This window comes from Tateyamaria sp. 7Alg 36 (assembly GCF_059882455.1).
On sequence record NZ_CM187613.1, the window covers coordinates 1,307,508 to 1,331,654 of the forward strand.

General features: G+C 62.4%; 25 protein-coding genes. 19 read left to right on the forward strand and 6 right to left on the reverse strand.

The genetic code is table 11. The features are described from left to right. The first annotated feature begins 430 nt into the window (after positions 1 to 430). Positions 431 to 1,804 carry an L-serine ammonia-lyase gene (locus tag AC6GQJ_RS06320; RefSeq protein ID WP_500772868.1) on the forward strand — a complete coding sequence of 458 codons (1,374 nt, stop codon included), beginning with the start codon at positions 431 to 433 and terminating at the stop codon, positions 1,802 to 1,804. A 128-nt stretch (positions 1,805 to 1,932) separates the two neighbouring features. Further along, positions 1,933 to 2,850 carry a DMT family transporter gene (locus AC6GQJ_RS06325; protein WP_500772870.1) on the forward strand — a complete coding sequence of 306 codons (918 nt, stop codon included), beginning with the start codon at positions 1,933 to 1,935 and terminating at the stop codon, positions 2,848 to 2,850. Here AC6GQJ_RS06325 and AC6GQJ_RS06330 read toward each other — a convergent pair. Further along, positions 2,768 to 3,487 carry a thiamine diphosphokinase gene (locus AC6GQJ_RS06330; RefSeq protein ID WP_500772872.1) on the reverse strand — a complete coding sequence of 240 codons (720 nt, stop codon included), beginning with the start codon at positions 3,485 to 3,487 and terminating at the stop codon, positions 2,768 to 2,770. The genes AC6GQJ_RS06325 and AC6GQJ_RS06330 overlap by 83 nt on opposite strands. A 138-nt stretch (positions 3,488 to 3,625) precedes the next feature. Here AC6GQJ_RS06330 and AC6GQJ_RS06335 point away from each other — a divergent pair, with 138 nt between their 5' ends. After that, positions 3,626 to 5,962 (forward strand): hypothetical protein, encoded by a 2,337-nt coding sequence (locus AC6GQJ_RS06335; protein WP_500772874.1) that lies wholly within the window; start codon positions 3,626 to 3,628, stop codon positions 5,960 to 5,962. Positions 5,963 to 6,043: 81 nt separating this feature from the next. Here the strand turns inward: AC6GQJ_RS06335 and AC6GQJ_RS06340 are convergent, their stop codons facing one another. Both AC6GQJ_RS06340 and AC6GQJ_RS06345 read right to left on the reverse strand, forming a co-directional pair. After that, on the reverse strand, positions 6,044 to 6,253 hold the full coding sequence (locus AC6GQJ_RS06340; RefSeq protein WP_500772876.1) for a DUF2842 domain-containing protein: 210 nt from the start codon (positions 6,251 to 6,253) through the stop codon (positions 6,044 to 6,046). Between the two features lie 12 nt (positions 6,254 to 6,265). Next, complete coding sequence (locus tag AC6GQJ_RS06345; RefSeq protein WP_500772879.1) at positions 6,266 to 7,558, reverse strand: adenylosuccinate synthase; 1,293 nt, start codon at positions 7,556 to 7,558, stop codon at positions 6,266 to 6,268. Positions 7,559 to 7,731: 173 nt separating this feature from the next. Between AC6GQJ_RS06345 and AC6GQJ_RS06350 the strand changes: the two genes are divergently transcribed. After that, positions 7,732 to 8,127 carry a DUF6524 family protein gene (locus AC6GQJ_RS06350; protein ID WP_500772881.1) on the forward strand — a complete coding sequence of 132 codons (396 nt, stop codon included), beginning with the start codon at positions 7,732 to 7,734 and terminating at the stop codon, positions 8,125 to 8,127. Between the two features lie 94 nt (positions 8,128 to 8,221). Here AC6GQJ_RS06350 and AC6GQJ_RS06355 read toward each other — a convergent pair whose 3' ends face one another. The 3 genes from AC6GQJ_RS06355 to nthA are packed head-to-tail and all read right to left on the reverse strand — an operon-like array spanning position 8,222 to position 9,815. Further along, positions 8,222 to 8,530, reverse strand: a complete 309-nt coding sequence (locus tag AC6GQJ_RS06355; RefSeq protein ID WP_500772883.1) for a nitrile hydratase accessory protein — start codon at positions 8,528 to 8,530, stop codon at positions 8,222 to 8,224. Continuing rightward, positions 8,527 to 9,201, reverse strand: a complete 675-nt coding sequence (nthB, locus tag AC6GQJ_RS06360; RefSeq protein WP_500772885.1) for a nitrile hydratase subunit beta — start codon at positions 9,199 to 9,201, stop codon at positions 8,527 to 8,529. Before nthB ends, AC6GQJ_RS06355 begins: the two co-directional genes overlap by 4 nt. Continuing rightward, the gene (gene nthA, locus AC6GQJ_RS06365; protein ID WP_500772887.1) at positions 9,198 to 9,815 is read right to left on the reverse strand and encodes a nitrile hydratase subunit alpha; all 618 of its coding nucleotides are present in this window, start codon (positions 9,813 to 9,815) and stop codon (positions 9,198 to 9,200) included. Before nthA ends, nthB begins: the two co-directional genes overlap by 4 nt. 150 nt (positions 9,816 to 9,965) lie before the next feature. Here nthA and secG point away from each other — a divergent pair, with 150 nt between their 5' ends. From secG to AC6GQJ_RS06440, 15 genes are all read left to right on the forward strand, one after another. Beyond that, positions 9,966 to 10,337, forward strand: a complete 372-nt coding sequence (gene secG, locus AC6GQJ_RS06370) for a preprotein translocase subunit SecG (protein WP_500772889.1) — start codon at positions 9,966 to 9,968, stop codon at positions 10,335 to 10,337. Positions 10,338 to 10,494: 157 nt separating this feature from the next. Beyond that, on the forward strand, positions 10,495 to 12,138 hold the full coding sequence (gene pyrG, locus AC6GQJ_RS06375; RefSeq protein WP_500772892.1) for a CTP synthase: 1,644 nt from the start codon (positions 10,495 to 10,497) through the stop codon (positions 12,136 to 12,138). Between the two features lie 378 nt (positions 12,139 to 12,516). After that, positions 12,517 to 13,179, forward strand: a complete 663-nt coding sequence (locus tag AC6GQJ_RS06380) for a MarC family protein (RefSeq protein ID WP_500772894.1) — start codon at positions 12,517 to 12,519, stop codon at positions 13,177 to 13,179. Positions 13,180 to 13,412: 233 nt separating this feature from the next. Then, complete coding sequence (rlmJ, locus tag AC6GQJ_RS06385) at positions 13,413 to 14,189, forward strand: 23S rRNA (adenine(2030)-N(6))-methyltransferase RlmJ (protein ID WP_500772896.1); 777 nt, start codon at positions 13,413 to 13,415, stop codon at positions 14,187 to 14,189. A gap of 11 nt (positions 14,190 to 14,200) precedes the next feature. Beyond that, positions 14,201 to 14,644 (forward strand): tellurite resistance TerB family protein, encoded by a 444-nt coding sequence (locus AC6GQJ_RS06390; RefSeq protein WP_500772898.1) that lies wholly within the window; start codon positions 14,201 to 14,203, stop codon positions 14,642 to 14,644. Positions 14,645 to 14,660: 16 nt separating this feature from the next. After that, positions 14,661 to 15,095, forward strand: a complete 435-nt coding sequence (locus AC6GQJ_RS06395; protein ID WP_500772900.1) for a tellurite resistance TerB family protein — start codon at positions 14,661 to 14,663, stop codon at positions 15,093 to 15,095. Beyond that, positions 15,092 to 15,847, forward strand: a complete 756-nt coding sequence (locus AC6GQJ_RS06400; RefSeq protein ID WP_500772902.1) for a phosphate/phosphite/phosphonate ABC transporter substrate-binding protein — start codon at positions 15,092 to 15,094, stop codon at positions 15,845 to 15,847. The genes AC6GQJ_RS06395 and AC6GQJ_RS06400 overlap by 4 nt, the downstream gene beginning before the upstream one ends. Positions 15,848 to 15,949: 102 nt before the next feature. Then, complete coding sequence (locus AC6GQJ_RS06405) at positions 15,950 to 16,723, forward strand: ABC transporter ATP-binding protein (RefSeq protein WP_500772904.1); 774 nt, start codon at positions 15,950 to 15,952, stop codon at positions 16,721 to 16,723. A gap of 29 nt (positions 16,724 to 16,752) precedes the next feature. Then, positions 16,753 to 17,487 carry a transporter substrate-binding domain-containing protein gene (locus AC6GQJ_RS06410; protein WP_500772906.1) on the forward strand — a complete coding sequence of 245 codons (735 nt, stop codon included), beginning with the start codon at positions 16,753 to 16,755 and terminating at the stop codon, positions 17,485 to 17,487. Positions 17,488 to 17,528: 41 nt separating this feature from the next. After that, the gene (locus tag AC6GQJ_RS06415; RefSeq protein WP_500772908.1) at positions 17,529 to 18,416 is read left to right on the forward strand and encodes an ABC transporter permease; all 888 of its coding nucleotides are present in this window, start codon (positions 17,529 to 17,531) and stop codon (positions 18,414 to 18,416) included. Continuing rightward, positions 18,413 to 19,219 (forward strand): ABC transporter permease, encoded by an 807-nt coding sequence (locus tag AC6GQJ_RS06420; protein ID WP_500772909.1) that lies wholly within the window; start codon positions 18,413 to 18,415, stop codon positions 19,217 to 19,219. Before AC6GQJ_RS06415 ends, AC6GQJ_RS06420 begins: the two co-directional genes overlap by 4 nt. Before the next feature lie 55 nt (positions 19,220 to 19,274). Then, entirely contained in the window at positions 19,275 to 20,609 is a 1,335-nt protein-coding gene (locus tag AC6GQJ_RS06425; protein ID WP_500772910.1) for a glutamine synthetase family protein, read from the forward strand. A gap of 39 nt (positions 20,610 to 20,648) precedes the next feature. Continuing rightward, positions 20,649 to 21,326: a type 1 glutamine amidotransferase gene (locus tag AC6GQJ_RS06430; protein ID WP_500772912.1), complete on the forward strand. Its 678-nt coding sequence runs from the start codon at positions 20,649 to 20,651 to the stop codon at positions 21,324 to 21,326. A gap of 3 nt (positions 21,327 to 21,329) precedes the next feature. After that, positions 21,330 to 22,691 (forward strand): glutamine synthetase family protein, encoded by a 1,362-nt coding sequence (locus AC6GQJ_RS06435; protein ID WP_500772914.1) that lies wholly within the window; start codon positions 21,330 to 21,332, stop codon positions 22,689 to 22,691. A gap of 51 nt (positions 22,692 to 22,742) precedes the next feature. Continuing rightward, positions 22,743 to 24,044 carry an NAD(P)/FAD-dependent oxidoreductase gene (locus AC6GQJ_RS06440; RefSeq protein ID WP_500772916.1) on the forward strand — a complete coding sequence of 434 codons (1,302 nt, stop codon included), beginning with the start codon at positions 22,743 to 22,745 and terminating at the stop codon, positions 24,042 to 24,044. Positions 24,045 to 24,147: the final 103 nt, after the last annotated feature.

Below are 24,147 nucleotides of genomic sequence, written 5' to 3' on the forward strand. Positions count from 1 at the left end.
GGACTCCCCGCTTGTCCTTGCGTTATAGTCACAGCTTGGTGGTGTTGCGACCCTCAAACCTGTGCTTTGACACAAAAACCGGCGCCCGCGTCCCGTTGGCACCAAACGGACCCGAATTGCGCTAGAGCCGGGCCGGAACCGCCGCGTTTGTCGGCGGTGGCACCTGCGCCAAGGCCATACGCCACGGCATCATACAGGCCGCCATCGACAACAGGATCAGAATCAGACGCATCTCACTTCTCCTTACGCGTTGATCTGACCGTAGAAGTGTTAACGCCATGTGAACCCTGCACAGCCCCCCGACAGCGCGATGCCAAAAGGGCCGGAGCGCCCCAAAAGCGTCGTTATTCGCCATCAGCGCGCCCAGACCCCGCGCTAGGTTCTACTAAAGGTGCCGCCCGCCATGGCGCCGCAGATAGGAGACCCGCGCATGTTCCTTTCGGTCTTTGACATGTTCAAGGTCGGGATCGGCCCGTCCTCGTCGCACACGATGGGGCCGATGATGGCGGCGGCGCGGTTCCTCGACATGATGCGCGCCGCCCCGTTCCGCTTTGCAGGTTTGCGCGCCTCGCTGCATGGCAGCCTCGCCTTCACCGGCGTCGGCCATGCGACCGACCGCGCCACGATCCTCGGCCTCGCCGGTGTGGTGCCCGACACCTATGACCACGCCCATGCCGAGGCGCTGTTGGCCGCGAACAAGACCGACAAGACCCTGCATCCCGAGGGCCTGCCTGCCTTGCGCTTCGATCCGGCGCGCGATCTGCGCTTTGACTATGACACGGCCCTTGCGGGCCATGCCAACGGCATGACGCTGATGGCCACGGACGCGCAGGGCGACGTGATCCTGCAACAGGTGTTCTACTCCATCGGCGGCGGTTTCGTTGTGACCGATGAGGAACTTGCCAACGGCAAGACCACCCAAGACGGCCCGCCCGTCCCCTTCCCGTTCAAAACCGCCAACGAAATGCTCTCCATGGCGCAGTCCTCGGGCCGCACCATCGCCGAGATGAAGCGCGCCAACGAGGTGTCGCGCGGCACGGCCCAAGGGCTGGCGACAGGCACCGCGCGGCTCTGGCAGGTGATGCGCGACTGTATGGAGCGTGGGCTGACCACTGATGGCACCCTGCCTGGCGGGCTGAACGTGCCCCGCCGTGCCAAGGCGATCCACGACAAGTTACAGACCGAACGGGGCATGAACCTCACCGCACCCCATACGATCAACGACTGGATGGCCGTCTATGCCATGGCCGTGAACGAGGAAAACGCCGCCGGTGGTCAGGTCGTCACCGCCCCAACCAACGGCGCGGCAGGCGTGCTGCCTGCCACCTTGCGCTACTACCTCGACCATGTGCCCGGTGCCTCCGAAACGCGGGTCGAGGAATTTTTGCTGACCGCTGCCGCCATCGGCGGGCTGGTCAAATACAACGCCTCCATCTCCGGTGCCGAGGCTGGATGTCAGGCCGAAGTAGGCAGCGCCGCCGCCATGGCCGCCGCGGGCCTATGTGCGGTGATGGGCGGTACCCCCGCCCAGATCGAGAACGCCGCCGAGATCGCGCTGGAACACCATCTCGGCATGACCTGCGATCCGGTGCGCGGGCTGGTGCAGGTGCCGTGCATCGAACGCAACGGTCTGGGCGCGATCAAGGCGGTCAGCGCCGCCTCGCTGGCGCTGCGCGGCGATGGCACCCACCTTGTGCCGCTGGATGCTTGCATCGAAACCATGCGCCAGACCGGCGCGGACATGTCCGAGAAATACAAGGAAACCTCGCTCGGCGGGCTGGCCGTCAACATCCCCAATTGCTGACTGGTCAGCGGGCGGGTGCCTTTCGCGCAGGTGCGAAACAGGGCCGACAGGCGAAACGACGCCAAAGCGCGCCACCCCGCCCGTTTTTCACCATTTGCCTTCGCGTGCTGCACTGCTAGCCTGCCGCCATGAGCCAAGACCGCCCTCTCCTCGGCATCCTGTTGATGCTGGGTTTCTGCATCGTGGCCCCGATGGGGGATGCGGTGGCGAAACTGCTGGGCCAGTCAGTGCCGCTCGGCCAACTCATCCTCGTGCGCTTTGCGGTGCAGGCGGTGATCCTGATCCCGCTGGTGTGGATCGGGCGGCGCACATGGAAGATGCAGGGCCGCGTCCTGCGCCTGACCATCCTACGCACCGTGCTGCACATCTTTGGCATCGGCGCGATGTTCAGCGCATTGCTGTACCTGCCCCTCGCCGACGCCATCGCCATCGCTTTTGTCATGCCCTTCCTCATGCTGCTGCTGGGCAAGTTCGTGCTGGGGGAAGAGGTCGGCGCCCGCCGCCTGCTTGCCTGCCTCGTCGGCTTTGTCGGCACCCTGCTTGTGGTGCAGCCCAGCTTTGCCGAGGTCGGCTGGCCCGCGCTGCTGCCCGTGGTGGTGGCGGTGAATTTTGCCTTCTTCATGCTGGTCACACGCCAGATCGCCAAAGAAACGGACCCCATCGGCCTGCAAGCGGTCAGCGGCGTGATCGCCGTGCTGATCCTCGCACCCCTTCTCTACCTCACTGGCAGCGCGGGCATCCCCGCCCTCGAAATCACCCCTGTGAACGGGGTCGAGGTCGCGCTGCTGGGAGCCATCGGCATCCTTGGCACACTTGCGCACCTGCTGATGACATGGTCGCTGCGCTTTGCACCCTCGGCCACGCTGGCCCCGATGCAATACCTTGAAATCCCCGTCGCCACGGTGATCGGATTTCTGGTTTTCTACGATCTGCCCAACGGCATGGCCGCCCTTGGCATCTGCATCACGATTGCGTCGGGTCTGTATATCGTGTTGCGCGAGCGGTCCATCGCACGTCTGGCGGCACGGACGCCAGCGCCTGCATGACCTCGCCCAGATAGCGGCGTGGCAACACGACAATCATCGCAGGCCCGTCCATGGTCAACTCGATCGGCCCCGTCGCCTCGTTCAGCGTGCCGATCTGCGTCATCGGATCAAACTGCAACCCCGCCAGATCCCAGCGAAGGCCGACAGACCGCCCCGTCACCGCCCCCATGGGAAACAGCGACACAACATCACCCGCTTGCGTCGGCACCTTGATCGACCGCGGGCACAGGAACACAATCTCGCCCGCGCCCAGCAACACGCAGGGACGCTCGGGATGGGACACCAATACATGCAGCGCGCCCAACTGGTGATCCAGCCGCGCGCCCGTGAACCCCACCCCCAACACGACAGGGGCCGAGATATTGCGCATCGCCTTGCCGAAATCCGTGCTGTTCTGTTCTGCGATATGGTGCTGCCGCTCTGCCGGTATCAGCGCGAGCGTTTCGGGCGTCACACTGTCGAAGTCCCCGATCACCGCCGTCAGTTCAACGCCCGCACGACGCGCCAGTTCGGCCCCGCCATCCGCTGCCACACAGACAGGCGCAAGCGCGCGCGCCTCTTCGATATCGTCCAGCGTCGCCGCACCACCCCCCAAAAGGGTAACGGGCTCTGAACTGTGAACAATGCTGTCAATCATTCGGGTTTAATGCAATTTTTAGAAACAGATCACAATCTCGCCTTGAAATGATACCCTCCGTTGCACAGATTCGGGCCGCTTTCGTCCGTTATCACCCCCTATAGATTGCTCTGCATACTGGCAGAGGACGAGCATCCGATGATGAGTAATAATAAAATTTTAACAGTTTCCTATGGCACGTTTTCCTGCACGCTAGAGGGATTCGATGACAGTTTCGGAACGATGAAGGCGATTGCGGAATATTTCCGCGACCTTGCATCGGACGACCGCTATTTCGGCGCAGAACCGCCCCAACCCGACGCAGAAATGCTGACCCGCATTGCCGAGCGCGAGATTTCGCGCCGCGTCGAGGCCCGCCAACATGAAGGTCGCATTGTCCTGAGCGCAAGCGACAGCGACGCCACCCCAGCACAAGCGCCCCCCGCCGCCGCAATGGCCGCCGTGCCTGCGGCTGCTGCTGCCGTTGCAACTGCTGCACAGGCCGACGCCGCCGAGGCACCCGAAGCCGACCAGAAGGTGGAGGAAGTCGCCGAAGACACTGCCGCACCCCAAGAGGCTGCGCAGGTGGAAGAAACCGCCGCTGCCGAAGAAGTAGAAGAAGTAACAACAGACGCCTCCGACATTGTCGCAGAGGCGGCGAAGGCCGTTGAGGAAACGCCCGAAGCAGACGAAGCCCCAGCAGAAGCAGAGGCCGAAGCGGAACCCGTTGCCGAAGAAGCCGAAGCTGATACTACAGACGAAGAAGCCGACGACCTGATCGTCGAGCATCTGGCCAGCGACGCCGAAGAACTGACAGCCAAAGAAGACCTCGCAGAAGAAGAAGCGGACAGCGCCGAAGACACCCAAGAAGACGCCAAGGCAGTTGAGGCCGAAGCAGAGGATGACGCCGAAGCCACCGCCGAACCCGTCGTCGCCCCTGCCCCTGCTGCCGTGGACTCTATCGCCGCCAAGCTACAGCGCATCCGCGCCGTGGTCTCGCACAGCCAACAATCCTCGCAGGACAGCGACATGTTCGAAGACGAACATGCCGACGACCTCTCGGCACAAAACGCCGCGCCGCTGATGCAGGACGACGAAGACGACAGCGATGAGAGCGACGACAGCATCCTTGCCGCCGTTTCCCGCACCGCCGCAAGCAACGCTTTGCAGGACGCAGCCCGCGACATCGAAGACGCACAAAAAGTCGACGATGCTGTACAAGCCGCTGCCGAAGATGCGGACGACGCGCAGGACGATGACGACATCGCCAGCATCCTTGCCCGTTTCGAGGATGATGACAGCGACGACGACATCGAAGCAGAGGCCGAAGCCGAGGAAAACACCGACCTCGCCCAACCCGCCCTTGCCCGTCAGGATGTTGAAACCGCCGAAGATGACAGCGACGACGACGATGACCTCGGTCTCGACACGCTCGCCGCGCTGATGGCGCAGGAAGACGATGCGCAGGACGACGCCGAAGACGATGCCGACAACCTGTTCGAAAGCGCCGAAGACACCGCTGCGCCCGCCGCCAAACCGCGTCAGGCCCGCGTCATCAAGGTCAAGCGCGCGGATATCGAAGCGGCCCTCGCCAAAGGTGATCTGGAAGAAGTCGACGAAGACGACGACGATGATGATGACATCGACATGGACACGCTCGGCCCGTCCTCCCTCTCCGAACAGGAAGAGGCGGAATTGCTTGCCGAACTGGCCGAAGTCGAAGCCGAAGCGCCCGCAGGGGACAGCACGCCCGAAGAAACGGCACGCGAAACAGCCCAGCCCGCCCTTGTCACCGCCGCGCCCGAAAGCGCGAAGGAAAGCAAGAAGCCGGTCGTGGATGCGGACGTGTCGCGCCTGATGGCCGAAGCCGACAACCAGATGGACGAACCCGAAGCGTCCAGCCGCCGCGACGCGTTTGCCCACCTCAAGGCCGCCGTGAAGGCCAAGAAGGCAGATGCAGACATCGGCAACGATTCGATCAAGGACGAAGGGGCGTTCCGCTCCGATCTGGCCTCTGTGGTCAAACCCCGCCGCCCCGAGGCGGTCCCGACCCGCAGCCAGCGCCCCGACGGGCCCCGCCCCGCACCGCTGAAACTGGTTGCCGCCCAGCGCGTCGACCGCGCCGAAGTGGCGGCCCCCGAAGCGCCCGTGCGCCCGCGCCGCGTGTCCAAGATCGAACCGACCGCAGCCGCCGCCACATCCGGCAACGGCCCCAGCTTTGCCGACTATGTCGAAGACATGGGCGCACACAATCTGCCCGCGGTACTGGAAGCGGCGGCAAGCTACCTTGCCTTCGTCGAAGGGCACGACAACTTCTCGCGCCCGCAGCTGATGAACACCGTGCGTCTGGCCGAAACCGAAGGGTTCAGCCGCGAGGACGGCCTGCGCTCCTTCGGGCAATTGCTGCGCACCGGCAAGATCGAGAAACGCAAAGGCGGCCGCTTTGCCGTGACCAGCGATATCGGCTACCGCCCCGACCAACGCGCCGCAGGCTAACCGCGCCGCACCATGACCAAAACAAAAGGGCGACACGCAAGTGCCGCCCTTTTTGCTGTGCTAGTGCCGGAACCGCTGCCCTCAGGCGTCAGGATCCGGCTGGCCGATGCCCTTGAACACATATTTCAACGGGATCGCCCACAGAATGCCCAAACCCACATAGATCAGCAATTCGACAAGGATCGACGGACGCTCGAACAGGGCCACCAGACTGACGGCTGCCACGATATAAAGCGGCACCCCGAAAACAAGGATCAACCCCGCCAGCCATTTTCGCGCCCTGTAACTCACGTCATCCCCTTATCAATCTGCAAACGGATCGCGGACCAGAATTGTGTCCTCCCGCTCGGGTGAGGTGGAAAGTAGCGCGACAGGGCAGTCGATCAACTCTTCGACGCGGCGCACATATTTGATCGCGTTGGCAGGCAGATCGGCCCAGCTGCGCGCACCTTCAGTGGATTCGGACCAGCCCGGCATCTCTTCGTAGATGGGGGTGCAGCGCGCCTGCTGGTCGGCAGCGGTGGGCAGATAGTCCATGCGCACGCCATCAAGCTCGTAGCCGACACAGATTTTTAGCGTCTCGAACCCGTCCAGCACATCCAGCTTGGTCAGCGAAATACCGTTCACACCACTGGTGGCACAGGTCTGGCGCACAAGGCAGGCATCAAACCAGCCGCAGCGCCGCTTGCGCCCCGTGGTGGTGCCGAACTCGTGCCCGCGCGTTCCAAGGCGATCGCCATCCGCGTCATGCAACTCGGTCGGGAACGGCCCCTCACCGACGCGGGTGGTATAGGCCTTGACGATACCCAGCACGAAATCAATCGCACCCGGACCGACGCCCACACCCGTGGCCGCCTGCCCCGCAATCACGTTCGACGACGTGACATAGGGATAGGTGCCGAAATCAATGTCCAAGAGCGCGCCCTGCGCCCCTTCGAACAGGATACGCTTGCCCGCCTTGCGCGCCTCGGTCATCACCTTCCACACCGGTGCGGCATAGGCGAGGATCTTGGGCGCGATTTCCAGCAGACTGTTGATCAGCGCATCGCGGTCCACGGGGTCAAGGCCCAGCCCGCGGCGCAAGGCGTCATGGTGGACAAGCGCGCGATCCACGCGCAATTCCAATGTGGCACGGTCGGCCAGATCGGCCACACGCACCACACGGCGCCCCACCTTGTCCTCATAGGCAGGGCCGATGCCCCGACCTGTGGTGCCGATCTTGGCCACAGAATTCTGGGATTCGCGGGCGCGGTCCAACTCGCCATGGATCGGCAGGATCAGCGGCGTATTCTCCGCGATCAACAACGTCTCCGGCGTAATCTCGACACCTTGTGCGCGGATCGTTTCGATCTCGCCCAGCAGGTGCCACGGGTCCAGCACGACACCGTTACCGATGACCGACACTTTTCCACCCCGCACAACACCCGAAGGCAGCGCATGCAATTTATAGACTGTGCCGTCGATCACCAAAGTGTGGCCCGCATTGTGGCCCCCTTGGAAACGGGCGATGACATCTGCCCGCTCGCTCAACCAGTCCACAATCTTGCCCTTGCCCTCGTCACCCCACTGTGCGCCGACAACCACCACGTTGGCCATGCTCGGATCCTTTCAATGAAACCCGCGCCCGTATACCGATGCCACCGCCCAAGGCAAACCGATAACTGCGCCTCTTTTGGCGAAAAATACTGCCGCCGGAGGCTCCCGCAGGTTGAGCTTGGTGCCTTTTTTCGGCATCACTCACCCCATTCCAATCAAGAGGTGCCATGTTCATGGGCTTTTTCTGGCGCTGGCTTTTTGCATTCGCCCTGTTGGCGGCGACCTACAATCCAACCGAATACAGCTATCTGCGCTGGGTAATGGACTATGGGGGGCAAAACCTGTCCATCGCGGTGCTGGTGGGGCTATTGCTGCTGGTGGGCTACATCATCTACCTGCGCGCCACGCTGCGTTCCATCGGGGCGTTCGGCATGGCGCTGGTGCTGGCGCTTGTGGGCGCGATCCTCTGGGTGCTCTATGATTTCGGCGTGCTCAGCCTCGACAATCCGGGGCTGAACACATGGCTGGGGCTGGTCGCCCTATCGGTCGTGCTGGGCATCGGCCTCAGCTGGAGCCATGTGCGCCGCGCCCTGTCGGGTCAGGCCGATATGGATGATGTCGACGAGTAGACACGCCTGATTAATGGGCCGTGCCTGATGGCTGCGGTAGAGGGGGCTCTGCCCCCGGCTGCGCCTCCCCCGGGATTTTTTGGAACAGAGAAGATCAGGACAGGCTGACGGGCTGTCCGTGCGGGGTGGCGAGGTACGCCTTTTCCCAACGTGCGCGGGTGTTTTGCAGATCGGCCCTGTCAGCAAGGCCTTGGGTGGTGGTGAATTCTTCGAGCGTTTCGAGCCATGCATGGAAGTAGTCATCACCCCCGTTCAATTCGCGGGCGAGGCCATGGCGTTTCAGCGTTGCGCCAAAGCGGGCGGCCCAGTCGGCCCATGTGAACACCCCCGTGGCATTCAGGTGTACGGTCAGCGCAAAGACCTGCGCGTGCCAAGGGGACTCAAAGACGGGTTCAGGTTTCATGCGGGTTCGAGATAGCTGTCCCAAAGATCGAGAATCACCTCGTCCTCGGGATGTTCGGGATGCGCCCAAATATCGGCAGCGCGCAGGGCCACGGCATAAAGCGGCTCGGGCGCTTCGCCCATCCGGTGCGCATTACTGTCGGGCAGGACATGGGTGCCGTGCAGGCGCTGGATGCGGCCCGTGGCCCCCGCCGCATAGGCTGGCAGGCGGGTATGGCCCCCTGCGACTTTCATGTTTTCCGGCAGCGTGCACAGGCGCACCGCGTCGCCTTTGGCAAAGCGGGGCGGCGCGACCTGCGGGCGGTTCGCAGGGCCACCACGGGCCAGTGCCGCGGCCACGGCGCTGGCAACAAGGCATTTTTCCGCCTGCGGGCTGGGGCCTTCGGCCTGTCCGGTTTCCAGTTCTCTGCGGCTCAGGATGCCGCCATCGACCAGCAGGTCGGCCAACGCGGCAATCCATTTTTCGTAATATTCGAAGCGGGCGTAATCCTTGGGGTCCAGCGACTCGCGGGCGTGGCGCGACGTGTCGATGTTCCACAGGCCAAGCGCTCCGCAGGCCAGTGTCAGCGCCAGCGCCCTCGGGTGCCAGTCGGCGTGAAACTTCACGTCTTCCCCTTCGGGCACCACCGCGCCATCGCCAAAACGCCCGCCCATGTCATGCACCCGCGTCACGGCGCCGCCACCAGCGCGCAGCCCACCATACTATCGCGGGAGACCAGAGCGGCGAGCGCATCCTCGTCCAGACCTTCGGTGCCTTGGGGGCGTTGCGGCAGCACGAGGTAGCGCACCTCGGCTGTTGAATCCCAGATGCGCACGGCGCAGGTGTCGGGCAGGGTCACGCCGAACTCGGCCAGCACGCGGCGCGGTTCGCGCACGGCGCGGGCACGGTAGGCGTCGGATTTGTACCATGCGGGCGGAATGCCCAGCAGCGGCCACGGATAGCACGAGCACAAGGTGCACACGACCATGTTGTGCACCTGATCCGTGTTCTCGACCACCACCATATGTTCGCCCTGACGGCCATAAAAGCCGAGTTCGGCCAGCACCGGATCGGCATCTTCCAGCAGTGCCGCCTTGAAGGCAGGATCGCTCCAGGCGCGGGCCACAACCTGCGCGCCGTTCTTCGGGCCGATCCTGTTTTCATAGGTGTCGATGATCTCGTCCAACGCGGCGGGGTCCACCAGACCCTTTTGCGTCAGAACGGTTTCCAGCGCCTTCACCCGCAACGCAGGGTCGCTGGGCAGCAGGCTGTGAGGGTGATCGTGGTCTGTATGGTCATGTGGCATGGCGCGACTTTGCGCCCGCGCGGCGCAGAAATCCAGCCCCCGAACGCCGCGAAATCCACGCCCTCCCAGATTGCCGCGAAAGACGCCTTGCGGGCTTGGGCATTTCTGCATAGATACCGCCCATCGCGCAGCAAAGGTCACCGATCCCTCATGCAATACGAAAACGTCGTTCTTATCGTCCACTTGTTCCTCGCACTCGGCCTCATTGCCGTGGTGCTGATGCAGCGCTCCGAAGGGGGCGGTCTGGGCATGGGTGGTGGTGGCGGCGGCGCCATGTCGGGCCGTGCGGCGGCCACAGCACTGGGCAAGGTGACGTGGATTCTGGCCATCGGCTTTATCATCACATCGCTGACGCTGACCATTATTGCGGCGCAAAACGCGTCGGGCACATCCGTGATCGACCAGTTGGGCATCACACCGCCCGCGCAGAACGCACCGGATGCGGACCTTGCGCCTGTGGGCGGCGACCTGCTGCCCCCGTCGGCCGACGACGAAGCGCCGCTGGTACCACAAGCCGATTAACGAAATCTTGAGGCAAGCCAAGCACGTGCAACATCATGTTGCGCGCGGCTTGCCCATTGCAACCGAATCCTGTTAAACTGAGGCCCCGTGGGGAGCGTAACTTTGCGCCCCTTCAAACCGGCCTTGGCCCAGATTGATCCACGGGGGACACCACCATATGGCGCGCTTTATTTTCATCACCGGTGGCGTAGTTTCATCGCTGGGCAAAGGTCTGGCTTCTGCGGCGCTCGGCTCTTTGCTGCAAGCGCGCGGCTTTTCGGTCCGCCTGCGCAAGCTTGACCCCTACCTGAACGTCGATCCCGGCACGATGTCGCCCTTTGAACATGGCGAAGTGTTCGTGACCGACGATGGCGCGGAAACCGATCTGGACCTTGGCCATTACGAACGCTTCACCGGCGTTGCGGCGCGTAGCACCGATTCCGTGTCCTCGGGCCGCATCTATTCCAACGTCCTCGAAAAGGAACGGCGCGGCGACTATCTGGGCAAGACCATTCAGGTGATTCCGCACGTCACGAACGAGATCAAGGATTTCATCGACATCGGCGCGGACGAGGTCGACTTCATGCTTTGTGAAATCGGCGGCACCGTGGGCGACATCGAAGGGCTGCCCTTCTTCGAAGCGATCCGCCAGTTCTCTCAGGACAAACCACGCGGGCAGTGTATCTTTATGCACCTGACCCTGCTGCCCTACATCAAGGCCAGCGGCGAGTTGAAAACCAAGCCGACCCAGCACTCGGTCAAGGAACTGCGCTCCATCGGCATCGCGCCCGACATCCTTGTCTGCCGCTCCGAAGGGCCGATTCCGGTCAAGGAACGCGAAAAGCTGGCCCTGTTCTGCAACGTCCGCCCCGAGGCGGTAATCGCCGCCCAAGACCTCAGCACCATTTACGACGCCCCGCTGGCCTATCACCGCGAAGGCATGGATCAGGCCGTTCTCGACGCCTTTCAGATCAGCCCCGCGCCCAAGCCGGACCTGAGCAAATGGGAAGATGTCAGCGACCGTATCCACAACGCCGAAGGCGAGATCAAAGTCGCCATTGTCGGCAAATATGTGCAGCTTGAAGACGCCTATAAATCCATTGCCGAGGCGCTGACTCATGGTGGCATGGCCAACCGTGTGCGCGTGAAAATCGAATGGGTCGATGCCGAACTGTTCGAAAACGAAGACCCCGCGCCGTACCTGTCGGGCTACCACGCGATCCTCGTGCCTGGCGGTTTTGGCGAACGCGGCACCGAAGGCAAAATTCGCGCCGCCGAATTCGCCCGTACCCGCAAGGTGCCCTATCTGGGCATCTGTCTGGGCATGCAGATGGCCGTGATCGAGGCCGCGCGCAATGTCGCGGGCCTCACCACCGCCGGATCCGAGGAATTCGACCACGAAGCGGGCAAAAAGCGTTTCGAACCCGTCGTTTACCACCTCAAGGAATGGGTGCAGGGCAACCACAAAGTCAGCCGCAAGGTGGGCGATGACAAGGGCGGCACCATGCGCCTTGGCGCCTATGACGCCGTGCTGGCCGAAGGGTCTCGCGTGGCCGAGGCCTATGGCACCACCGCCATCGACGAACGCCACCGCCACCGCTACGAGGTCGACACCAAATACCGCGAGCAACTGGAAAAGGCGGGCCTGAAATTCTCGGGCATGTCACCGGACGGGGCGCTGCCCGAAATCGTCGAATGGCCCGATCATCCATGGTTCATCGGCGTCCAATTCCACCCCGAACTGAAATCCAAACCCTTTGCGCCGCACCCGCTGTTTGAAAGCTTTGTGCGCGCCGCCAAGGATGTATCGCGGCTGGTGTAACCCTCTGGTCGGGCCATGGCCCGATCCGCTACACTGCCTCCTGACCTCGCCCCCCACTTCGGGGCGAATCATCAACCGGATCCGGCGCCGCCTTCGGGCATGTGCCCTGTTCCGACGCTTCCGACCGCGGCGACAGCCTGCCCCGCATGGTGCCAACCACGACGGGCAAGCGCCGCGCCACGGTCCGCGCCACGTCGAAGACGCGTAAAACTGTCAAAGACGCCTAAAACTGTTGCGATGACACAGCAGCGACAGCGGTGCGGGTCGGATTGACCAAGTTTTCCACGGATCCCGTTCGCGGTCATCCTATCCTCTCCCTGCCGGTTTCCCCCGCAACAGGTTCAACCGTTCACAACGTAAAAGAAGGGCAAAAATTACATGGATTGGGCTGCACTCACCAAAGAGCTCATAACGCTGATCGTGGTTATCGACCCTGTCGGCTCGATCCCTGTGTTCCTTTTTGCCGTGCAAGGCGTGCCGCGCCGTTTGCACCGCCGCTTTGCCCTGCGCGCCGTGGCGATTTCGGCGCTTGTGCTGCTGGCCTTCCTCGCGGGCGGGCAGTTGCTGCTTGAAACATTGGGCCTGCGTTTCGGGTCGTTCCAGATCGCGGGCGGGGTCATTCTGTTCCTCTTTGCCATGACCATGGTGTTCGGCGATTCCAAACCCGCACGCGAGATCGAAGAGGCAGAGCGTGACCACCTCGCCGGTGCTGTCTTCCCGCTCGCCATGCCCTCTATCGCCTCCCCCGGTGCGATGCTGGCCATCGTGATCCTGACCGACAATCACACCGAAACCATTGGCGAACAGGTCATCACCGCTGGGCTGCTCTTGCTGGTGCTGCTGATGACACTGGTGCTGCTGCTCATGGCCAGCGCCGTGCACAAGGTGATCGGCAATACTGGCGCCAGCGTCATCAGTCGGGTGATGGGCATCGTGCTGGCCACCATCGCGGTGGATTCGATCCTTGGCGGTCTGGACGCGCTTGGCGTCATGGACGTGGCCCCGCCACCGGTGGAAAGCCCGCTCACACAGGTCGACTAATCACCGCCCAGCGCGCCCATTTTCGTTCACACACCGTTAACGCTCGCCACCGCACGCCGCGTTAAACCCATCCCGCGTGTACCGACGGTGTACAGGTTGTGCACAGGTTCTGTACGGGCTGTGCATCGCCGTTTCGCCAGAAAACACAGGCGTTAACCACAGATTCGCCCCACGTCGTGCCGCCGTCGCCGTTAACCGTTGCGCGCACGCTGCGGGGCCCCCATAAGCGTCCCATGCTCAGCTACCAACATATCTATCACGCCGGAAACCTTGCAGACGTACACAAGCACGCCCTGCTCGCTTGGATGCTCGACTATCTCACGCGCAAGGACAAACCGGTCAGCTATATCGAAACCCATGGCGGTCGCGCGCTCTATGATCTGACCTCGGACGAGGCGGTCAAAACGGGCGAGGCAGCGCAGGGTATCCGGCGCGCAAAATCATGGTTCGCCCCCGATCATCCCTATACGCGCAGCCTTGCGCAAACCGCTGAAATACATGGTGAAAACGCCTATCCCGGCTCGCCCATGATCGCCGTGCAGACCCTGCGCGAGACGGACACGATCACCCTTGCCGAACTGCACCCGACCGAGCATCTGAACCTCGAACTGGCCCTGCCCACCGCCAAATGCCGCCGCATCGACGGCTTTGACATGGCCCACGCCATGCTGCCGCCCACCCCGCGCCGTGGCCTGATGCTGATCGACCCCAGTTTCGAAATCAAGGACGACTACCAGACGATTCCCGTGCACATCAAAAAATACGTGCGCGCATGGAATGTTGGGATCATCGCGCTGTGGTATCCGATCCTGACCTCGGGCGCGCATCATAGCATGTTGAAAACGCTTGAAAATAACCACCCCGAGGCGCTGCGCCACGAGGTCCGCTTTCCCCCCGCCCGCCCCGGTCACGGGATGGTCGGGTCGGGCCTGTTCGTCATCCGCCCGCCCTTTGGTCTTGCGGATGAGGCTGCAAAATTGAAAACTCGCTTTGACGCTCTTTGCAAATAGGCCCGCCTCACGTGTTCGAACGACTTTTCCCCAAACGCCCCAAGGAAAAACCCGCCCTGCCCGAGCCGACGCCGCAACTCGCCCTAGGGGCGCTGCTGGTGCGGATCGCCATGGCCGACCGCGATTATCAGGCCGCCGAAGTGGGCGCGATCGACAAGATCCTGTCCAGCACGTTCAACCTCAAACCCATCGCCGCGGCCAAGCTGCGCGCCACCTGCGAGGCCCTTGAACGCCACGCCCCCGGCACGCCGGAATTCGCGAATTTGCTCCGCGATGCAGTACCTTACGACGACCGCTATACCCTTGCCTTGTCGATGTGGACCGTGGTTCTGGCCGACGGCGAACACGCCGCGATTGAGGAAACGACCCTGCATCAGGTCGAGGCCGCAATGGGCATCACCCCCGAAGACAGCCTTGATATCAAGGCACGCGCCCTTGGCGAACAAGGCTGCTAACCCTATATCCCCATTTATGTTTCAAGAATTGCTCAACCGGCTGATCCAGCCGAACCCCGCCCCAATCGCTGACGCGGATGCCCGCCTTGCCCTGACCGCCCTTCTGGTGCGGGTTGCACGGGCCGACAACCATTACAGCGGCGCGGAAAAGGCCCTGATCGACCAGATCACGCAGGACCGCTATGGCCTGTCCGAAGGTGACGCCACCGCCCTGCGCGCCGAGGCCGAAGCGATGGAAACCGCCGCCCCCGACACGGTCCGCTTTACGCGCGCCATCAAGGACGCCGTCGCCTATGACGACCGCCTCGCCGTGATCGAGGCGCTGTGGAAAGTCGTGCTGGCCGATGGCGAACGCGCCCAAGAGGAAGACGCCCTGCTGCGCCTTGTGAGCAACCTGTTGGGCATATCCGATCCCGACAGCGCCATGGTGCGTCAACGCCTGCTCAAGTGATTGCCGTTCTGGGCATGTATGACATGCCCCACGCCGCTGCGGCCTATGACCGGCTGTGGCAGGCGGTGCGCGCGCAGCTTGGCTATGGCCCCGCGCACCTGACCCGCGACGGAGATTTGTGGGATCACTGGCGCTCTGACGATCTGCTGTTGGGTCAAACCTGCGGCCTGCCCTACCGTGCACAGCTTTGGGACAAGGTTCAACTGGTCGGCACGCCGGATTACGCGCTGCCCGACTGCCCCCGCGGCTATTACTTCAGCCATATGATCCGCCGACACGACGACCCGCGCAGCCTGCGCGAACTGGCCCAAAGCGGCACCTTGGCGATCAACGACCCCATGTCCCAATCGGGCTGGGCGGCCCCTGCTGCCTTGCTGGCCGAACACGGCCTGCGCCCTAGGACCGTGCAGATGACGGGCGCGCATCTCGCCTCGGCCCACGCTGTGGCGACCGGTGCGGCGGACTATGCCGCGATTGACGCCGTCACCTATGCGATGTGGGCCACCGGCGCCCCACAGGTGATCGCCCCGCTGAATGCCTTTGCCCGCACCCCGCCCAGCCCCGCGCTGCCCATGATTACCGCCTTTCACCGTGACCCTGCGCCCATCGCGCGCGCCCTAAGCCACGCAATCAGCGATATTTCTGCGCAAGATCGCCGCGTGCTACGGCTCGACAGCCTCGTGCAGATCCCGCCCGCCGCCTATCGCGCCCTGCCCATGCCGCCACTGCCTGATGAATTCTGCCTCACCTGACGTCAAATTGGGCAAACGGGGCCGCGATCCTGCGATTTGCCCGTGGACTCGCCCGCCGATTTGCGGCCTTATACCCGCTGAACCTTAACCAAGCGGTGCCCCTTGTCTGACCAGCCCGTTATCGAAATCCGGAACCTTCACAAAGCCTACGGCCACCTTGAGGTGCTCAAGGGCGTGGATATCGCGGCCAAGCGCGGCGATGTGGTGTCCTTGATCGGCTCTTCGGGGTCGGGCAAGTCGACGCTGCTGCGCTGTTGCAACCTGCTTGAGGACAGCCAGCAGGGCGATGTCCTGTTCAAGGGCGAACCCGTCACGTGGAAAGGCAACGGCCACAACCGCCGCCCCGCCGATCCCAAACAGGTGCTGCGCATCCGCACGAACCTGTCGATGGTGTTCCAGCAGTTCAATCTGTGGGCGCACATGTCCATTCTGCAAAACGTGATGGAGGCACCCGTCACCGTCCTGCGCCGCGATCCGGCTGAGGTGGAAAAATCCGCCCGCGCCTATCTCGACAAGGTGGGGATCGGGGACAAATGCGATGTCTATCCCGCCCAGCTTTCCGGTGGCCAGCAACAGCGCGCCGCCATTGCGCGGGCGCTGTGCATGGAACCCGAGGCGCTGCTGTTTGACGAACCGACAAGCGCGCTCGACCCCGAGCTTGAGCAGGAAGTTGTGCGCGTGATCAAGGACTTGGCAAGCGAAGGTCGCACGATGCTGATCGTGACCCACGACATGAAACTGGCCGCCGACGTGTCCGATCACGTCGTATTCCTGCACCAAGGCCTGATCGAAGAACAAGGGACGCCGGACGCTGTGTTCGGCGCACCCAAATCAGAACGATTGCGCGGGTTCCTTTCGGCAACCCACGCGGCGTAACCCAAAATCAATAAACGGGAGTAACCACAATGAAATCCATCCTTTTCGGAACCGTCGCAGTTGCGATGTCCGCTTCCTTCGCCCTTGCCGACGGTCACTCCGTTGTGCGCATGGGCACCGAGGGCGCCTACCCTCCCTACAACTTCATCAACGACTCCGGCGAAGTCGACGGGTTCGAGCGTGAACTGGGCGACGAGCTGTGCAAACGCGCCGAGCTGACCTGCGAATGGGTCAAGAACGACTGGGACAGCATCATCCCGAACCTCGTGTCCGGCAACTACGACACAATCATGGCCGGCATGAGCATCACGGACGAGCGTGACGAAGTCATCGACTTCACTCAGAACTACTATCCGCCCACCGCGTCGGCCTATGTCGCCGCATCTGATGGTGCCGATTTCGAAAACGGCGTTGTGGCCGCACAAACCGCAACCATTCAGGCCGGTTACGTGGCCGAAGGTGGCGCGACACTGGTTGAATTCGCAACACCCGAAGAAACTGTTGCTGCCGTGCGCAACGGCGAAGCGGACGCGGTCTTTGCCGACAAGGACTATCTGGTCCCGCTCGTCGAAGCTTCGGGTGGTGAACTGATGTTCATCGGCGATGACGTGCCATTGGGCGGCGGCATCGGCATGGGTCTGCGTGAAAGCGACACCGAACTGAAAGAGAAGTTCGACGCCGTGATCACCGAAATGAAAGCCGACGGCACGCTGAACACGATGCTGGTCAAGTGGTTCGGCGAAGAAACCACGCAATACGAGTAAAAAGGCAAGGCGGGGCCAGTCCCCGCCTTACCCCCTGACTTATGTTTTCATATTGCACCGAACCCGAAGTTCTGGCCACGTTTCGGTGGCTGACCTGTTACCTTACAACGGGCGTGCATTTCTCGTTCTATTACAGCTTTTTGAAGGTGATCGGCATTTTGGCCGTGACCGCACCCGTGGCACTGGCCTTCGGCTTTGGCGGTGCGATGGCGGCACGGTCCAGCATCCCGCCCCTGTCATGGTTCGGGCGGGGCTATATCGCGATTGTGCGCGGCGTGCCCGACATCGCCTTTTTCCTGTTTTTTGTCATCGCGCTGGATCAGGGGTTCGAATGGATGCGCCATCAGATGCTGTGTCCCGAGTGGACCGACCCGATCCGGCAGGGCAACGATTTTCTGGTCTGCCCGCAGGCCAAGCTGCCCCTTGGCACCGCACCGCAGGTGGTCCACCAGACTTATGCATTCGGCCTTGCTGTGCTGACCTTTGCGCTGGTGTTCGGGGCCTTTGCGGCCAACGTGATCTTTGGCGCCATGCGCGCCGTGCCCCGCGCGCAGCTTGAAACCGCCGAGGCCTATGGCATGTCCCCGCCCCAGACCTTCTGGCGGGTGCTGGTGCCGCAGATGTGGGTCTATGCGCTGCCGGGCCTGTCGAACCTGTGGCAAGTGCTGATCAAGGCGACACCGCTTCTCTTCCTGCTGGGGATCGAGGATGTGGTGTACTGGGCGCGCGAACTGGGCGGCACCAAGACGGCGCGCTTTACCGATTATCCGCACGGGGACTGGCGCATGTGGTACTTCTTTGCGCTGCTGGTGTTCTACCTGTTCATGACATGGGGGTCCGAAAAGATACTTGGCCGGATCATGGCGCGCCTGACCCGAGGGCAAGCCACAAGCGGCGGCGAAGCCCAACGTAAAGGGGCCGTGGTGTGAGCTGTCTTGAGACCATTCAGTCCTATGGGCTGCGCGCCGTCGGCATTGGCGAGCGGTTGCTGCCGAAATCGGACTTTACCCTGTGCGAACAGTTCACGCTGATCGGCTCGGGCATGATCTGGAACGTCTATTTCGGGATTCTGGCCCTGTGCACCGGCTTTTTCCTTGCCACCGCGATTGCCGTGGCCAAGGGCGCGGCGAACCCGTGGATCCGCAAGCCCGCCGAATGGTTCATCTTTCTGTTCCGCGGCTCGCCCTTGTTCATCCAGTTCTTCTTTGCCTACTTCCTGTTCCTGAGCCTCAAGGGCAGTTATCCGGTGTTCTCGGCCTTCACCGCCGCATGGCTGGGCGCGCTGATCGTGTTGTTCCTGAACACCGCCGCCTATTCGGCCGAGATCTTCTATGGCGCGTTGCAGTCGATCCCGAAGGGCGAGACCGAGGCGGCTGATGCCTATGGCCTGTCGGGCTGGTCCCGCTTTCGCCGTGTGGTGTGGCCCACGATGCTGCGCCTTGCATGGCCTGCCTACACGAACGAGGCGATCTTTCTGTTCCACGCCACGACGCTGGTGTTTTTCTCGGGATTTCCCGCATGGCAGCAGCGCGGCGATGCCCTCTATTACGCCAGCTATTTTGCGGACAAGACGTTTAATCCGTTCGTGCCCTATCCGATCCTTGCGATGTACTTCATTTTGCTGACATTGGTGATTATCGGCATCTTCGGGCTGGTGAACACGCGACTGAACCGGCACCTGCCCGCGAACACGCGCCAGAAGATCAAGCTGCGTCCCAATCTGATCCGCTAGGATTCGGGATTTTATGCCTCCGGCGGGGATTTTTTAGAACAGAGAAGTAAGACCCATGCATGAGTGGTTGATCGAAAACCCGCACATCCGCACCATTCGGGTGGCGGCATCGGATTTGAACGGGGTGGCGCGCGGCAAGCGGATGCCGGTACGCTTTGCAGACAAGGTTGCCACGGACGGGACACGGTTTCCCATGTCGGTGCTGAACCTCGACATCTGGGGCGAGGATATTGATGACAGCCCGCTGGTCATGGACAGCGGTGATCGCGACGGGGTGCTGAAGCCGACCGAGCGCGGGTTCATGCCCATGCCGTGGCTTGAGAACCCGTCGGGCCTGTTGCCGATCTGGATGTTCCACGAGGATGGCCGCCCGTTCATGGGGGATCCGCGCCATGCGCTGGCGCAGGTGGTACAACGCTACAAGGCCAAGGGGCTGACCCCCGTGGTGGCGGTGGAGCTTGAGTTCTTTCTGATCGACGATGCGGGCAAGAACCTGCGCGTGCCGATTTCTCCACGCTCGGGCAAGCGTCGGGTGGCGGGGGAAATCCTGTCATTGCGAGCGCTGGACCAGTTCGATGCGTTCTTTTCCGAGCTTTATGACGCATGCGAAACAATGGACATTCCGGCAGATACGGCGATTTCCGAGGCCGGATTGGGACAGTTCGAGATCAACCTGATGCACCAGAGCGATGCGTTGAAGGCCGCCGATGATGCGTGGCTGTTCAAGATGCTGGTGCGCGGCATGGCCCGCAAGCACGGGTTTGCCGCATCCTTTATGGCCAAGCCTTATGAGGATTACGCGGGCAACGGGCTGCACATGCATTTCTCGGTGCTGGACGAAGACGGTAACAACGTTTTCAACGACGGTTCGGCCAAGGGCAGTGACATGCTGCGCCATGCCGTGCAGGGCTGTTTGAACGGGATGCCGGGATCGACCTTGGTATTTGCACCCCATGCCAATTCCTATGCGCGGTTCGTGCCCGGTGCCCATGCGCCCACGGGGATCGCATGGGCCTACGAGAACCGCACCGCGGCCATCCGCATTCCGTCCGGCCCACCCGCAGCGCGGCGGATCGAACATCGTCTGGCGGGCGGGGATGTGAACCCCTATCTGTCCATTGCAGCGGTTCTGGGGGCGGCGATCAACGGGATCGAAGATGCGGTCGCGCCCGACGCCCCGATCACCGGCAACGCCTATACCCAGGACCTGCCCTCGGTGCCCATGCACTGGACCGACGCGATTGACGCCTTTGAAAGCAGCGCCGAGACCAAGCGCATTTTCGACGCCGAATTGATCCGCAACTTTGTGATGACCAAGCGGCAAGAGGCGTTGTACATGGCCGAACTGAGCGAGGACGAGCAGACTGAGATCTATCTCGACACGGTTTGAGCGCTGCTTTATCTTTTTCTCGTAAACCTCAGGTGATCCATGAAAATCGGCATTTTGCAAACCGGACACGCGCCCGAAGAAGTTCTGGGCTCGATCGGTGACTATGACGCCATGTTCCGGCGGCTGCTGGACGGCAACGGCTTTGACTTTGTGACCTTCAACGTGGTCGATATGGAGTTCCCCCCCGATGCCACTGCCTGTGACGGGTGGATCGTGACGGGGTCCAAACACGGGGCCTATGAGGATCACCCGTTCATCCCGCCGCTTGAGGCGCTGATCCGCGAGATTTACGCGGCGGACCGTCCCATGCTGGGCATCTGTTTCGGCCACCAGATCATCGCGCAGGCCATGGGTGGCAAGGTCGAGAAATTCAAGGGCGGGTGGATCGTGGGCCGCCGCGACTATGCCTATCGCGGGCAGTCCTTGGCACTGAATGCATGGCATCAGGATCAGGTGGTCGTCGCCCCGCCAGAGGCCGAGATCATCGGCACCAGCGAAGCGAGCGATCATGCGGCGCTGGTCTATGGGGATCGCATCTGGACCATCCAGCCGCATCCCGAATTCGGGGCCGATATGGTCGACGCACTTGCCACCCATCGCGGTCCCGGCGTGGTGCCTGAACCGCTGCTGGCGGCAGCGCGGGATGCGCTGGAGACACCGACACAACAGAATATCATCGCTGCCGACATGGTTGCGTTTCTCAAGCGAGAGGGCTGAGCCATGAAGGGACCAATGTTGGACAACCTGCCGGATGCGGCGCGTCTTTATCTTGAGGGCAAGCGGCTGGACGAGGTGGAATGTGTGATCCCCGACCTGCCCGGCATCGCGCGCGGTAAGGCGGTGCCTGCGTCGAAATTCGCGCGGCAGGATTACTTTCACCTGCCGGACAGCATCTTTTTCCAGACCATCACCGGCGGCTGGGGCGAGGCCGCAGACGAGGACGGGTTCATCGAAAAAGACATGATCCTGCGGCCCGACATGTCTACGGCAACGGCTGCGCCATGGACCGGTGACTGGACCTTGCAGGTGATCCACGATGCCTATGACCGCGACGGCGAGGTCGTGCCCTACAGCCCGCGCAACGTGCTGAAACGTGTTGTGCAGCTCTATGCTGATCAGGGCTGGAAGCCTGTCGTGGCGCCGGAAATGGAGTTCTTCCTTATTGCGCGCAATCTGGACCCTGCACAGGCGATCAAGCCGATGACGGGCCGCTCGGGCCGTCCTGCGGCTGCGCGGCAGGCCTATTCGATGACGGCCGTTGACGAATTCGGCCCCGTGATCGACGACATCTATGACTTTGCAGAGGCACAGGGTTTCGAGATCGACGGCATCACCCAGGAAGGCGGTGCGGGGCAGCTGGAAATCAACCTCATGCACGGAGATCCGGTCACGCTGGCGGACGAGGTGTTCTACTTCAAGCGGCTGATCCGTGAGGCGGCGCTGCGGCACGACTGCTTTGCCACATTCATGGCCAAGCCGATCGAGGATGAACCGGGCAGTGCGATGCATATCCACCACTCGATCATCGACCCTAAAACTGGCGAAAACTTCTTTGTCGATGCGCAGGGGGGTGATTCAGATATGTTCTATCACTTCATCGGCGGTCTTCAGAACTATATGCCCGCGGCCCTTGCCGTAATGGCGCCGTATGTGAACAGCTATCGCCGATATGTGAAGGATCATGCAGCACCGATCAACCTTGCATGGGGGCGGGACAACCGCACCACGGGCATTCGGGTGCCACTGTCCTCGCAACGGGCGCGGCGGGTTGAAAACCGGATCGCGGGCATGGATTGCAACCCCTACCTTGGCATCGCGGCGTCGCTGGCTTGCGGCTATCTGGGGCTGATGGAGAAAAAGCACCCTTCGGCGCAGTTCATGGGCGATGCCTATGAGGGCGACGGGGATATCCCACGGGTTCTTGGATCGGCGCTGGACCAGTTTGACGCCTGCACGGCGTTGCACGACGTTCTGGGCCCTGACTTCGCGCGCGTCTATTCGATTGTGAAACGCGCGGAATACGAAGAGTTTCTGCAAGTGATTTCCCCGTGGGAGCGCGAGCATTTGCTGACCAATGTCTGAGTGGCAAATCGGCCCTTCGGGGAGGATTTTTTAAGAACAGAGAAGACCTTGATGAACCTGCTTTATGCCAATGACCGCGTGGGCGCGTATCCAAAGAGTTGGTATGCAGCGACGATGGACCTGCCTGCGGAGCGTGCGCCCTTGCGCGGTGAGGTGCGGGCGGATGTGTGTGTCGTCGGGGCGGGATATACGGGCCTGTCTGCCGCGCTGCATCTGGCGCAGGCGGGGCACAAGGTTGTAGTGCTTGAGGCGCATCGTGCGGGGTTCGGCGCGTCGGGGCGCAATGGCGGGCAGTTGGGTTGGGGCCAGCGCGTTGAACAACCGGATCTGGAACGCATGGTCGGGATGGATCATGCGCGTGCCCTGTGGGATCTGGCGCAAGAGGCGACGGCGCTGGTCAAATCTCTTGTCGCAACGCACGGTATTGATTGCCATCTGCGGCCGGGCATTGCGTGGACCGGAGAAAGCGCGGGCGAAGTCGATGCGCTGCACCGCTATGCCGATCATATGGCGCGCCACTATGCCTATCCGATGGACCAGCTAGATGCGGACGGGATGCAAGCGTTATGCCCCTCCCCCGCCTATAAGGGCGGTATTGTCAGTTGGGATGGGGCGCATTTGCACCCGTTGCGTTTTGCCGTTGGGCTGGCAGCGGCGGCAGAAAAGGCGGGCGCGGTTATTCATGAACGCAGTGCGGTGCACAATATCACCCAAGGGTCGCAGGTCAGGATTGCCACGGATGGCGGTGTGGTCACGGCAGACCATCTGGTCCTTGCCTGCAACGGGTATCTGGGCGGGCTCGACGGCCAAGTTGCGCGCCGCGTAATGCCGATCAACAATTTCATCGCCGCCACCGCGCCGCTGGGGGAAGAGGCCAAGCACGTGCTCGCCCGCGATATCGCCGTGGCAGACAGCCGTTTCGTGGTGAACTACTTCCGTCTGTCCCATGACGGGCGGTTGCTGTTTGGCGGCGGCGAAAGCTATGGCTACAAATTTCCCAGCGACATCGCAGGCAAGGTCCGTCGCCAGATGACGCAGATTTTCCCCCATTTGTCGGACGTCCAGATTGATTATGCTTGGGGTGGCACCCTGGCGATCACCATGAAGCGCCTGCCATATCTGGCGCGTCTGGCCCCAAATGTGTTGTCCGCTTCGGGGTATAGCGGCCACGGCGTTGGCACGGCGACCCATGCGGGCAAGCTGATGGCGGATGTGATTGACGGGTCCGCGCGCGGCTTTGACACGATGGCGCGCCTGCCTGTGTCACCCTTCCCCGGCGGTCCTGCCTTGCGTACGCCGCTGCTGACGCTGGCCATGCTTTGGTACGGACTGCGCGACCGTTTAGGCGTTTAACGCCCCCTTTCACCGCTATTGCCGAAATGCCCCATGTCGCGCGTGCATCCGCCTGCGCGTCACAAACCTGTTTCTTTTTTCGCCTAACGGATTTATGAAAACG

Coding starts and splice junctions, on each gene's coding strand:
- AC6GQJ_RS06320 (WP_500772868.1), top strand. CDS start 431: ATGTTCCTTTCGGTCTTTGACATGTTCAAGGTCGGGATCGGCCCGTCC.
- AC6GQJ_RS06325 (WP_500772870.1), top strand. CDS start 1,933: ATGAGCCAAGACCGCCCTCTCCTCGGCATCCTGTTGATGCTGGGTTTC.
- AC6GQJ_RS06330 (WP_500772872.1), bottom strand. CDS start 3,487: ATGATTGACAGCATTGTTCACAGTTCAGAGCCCGTTACCCTTTTGGGG.
- AC6GQJ_RS06335 (WP_500772874.1), top strand. CDS start 3,626: ATGATGAGTAATAATAAAATTTTAACAGTTTCCTATGGCACGTTTTCC.
- AC6GQJ_RS06345 (WP_500772879.1), bottom strand. CDS start 7,558: ATGGCCAACGTGGTGGTTGTCGGCGCACAGTGGGGTGACGAGGGCAAG.
- AC6GQJ_RS06350 (WP_500772881.1), top strand. CDS start 7,732: ATGGGCTTTTTCTGGCGCTGGCTTTTTGCATTCGCCCTGTTGGCGGCG.
- AC6GQJ_RS06355 (WP_500772883.1), bottom strand. CDS start 8,530: ATGAAACCTGAACCCGTCTTTGAGTCCCCTTGGCACGCGCAGGTCTTT.
- nthA (WP_500772887.1), bottom strand. CDS start 9,815: ATGCCACATGACCATACAGACCACGATCACCCTCACAGCCTGCTGCCC.
- secG (WP_500772889.1), top strand. CDS start 9,966: ATGCAATACGAAAACGTCGTTCTTATCGTCCACTTGTTCCTCGCACTC.
- pyrG (WP_500772892.1), top strand. CDS start 10,495: ATGGCGCGCTTTATTTTCATCACCGGTGGCGTAGTTTCATCGCTGGGC.
- AC6GQJ_RS06380 (WP_500772894.1), top strand. CDS start 12,517: ATGGATTGGGCTGCACTCACCAAAGAGCTCATAACGCTGATCGTGGTT.
- rlmJ (WP_500772896.1), top strand. CDS start 13,413: ATGCTCAGCTACCAACATATCTATCACGCCGGAAACCTTGCAGACGTA.
- AC6GQJ_RS06395 (WP_500772900.1), top strand. CDS start 14,661: ATGTTTCAAGAATTGCTCAACCGGCTGATCCAGCCGAACCCCGCCCCA.
- AC6GQJ_RS06410 (WP_500772906.1), top strand. CDS start 16,753: ATGAAATCCATCCTTTTCGGAACCGTCGCAGTTGCGATGTCCGCTTCC.
- AC6GQJ_RS06415 (WP_500772908.1), top strand. CDS start 17,529: ATGTTTTCATATTGCACCGAACCCGAAGTTCTGGCCACGTTTCGGTGG.
- AC6GQJ_RS06425 (WP_500772910.1), top strand. CDS start 19,275: ATGCATGAGTGGTTGATCGAAAACCCGCACATCCGCACCATTCGGGTG.
- AC6GQJ_RS06430 (WP_500772912.1), top strand. CDS start 20,649: ATGAAAATCGGCATTTTGCAAACCGGACACGCGCCCGAAGAAGTTCTG.
- AC6GQJ_RS06435 (WP_500772914.1), top strand. CDS start 21,330: ATGAAGGGACCAATGTTGGACAACCTGCCGGATGCGGCGCGTCTTTAT.
- AC6GQJ_RS06440 (WP_500772916.1), top strand. CDS start 22,743: ATGAACCTGCTTTATGCCAATGACCGCGTGGGCGCGTATCCAAAGAGT.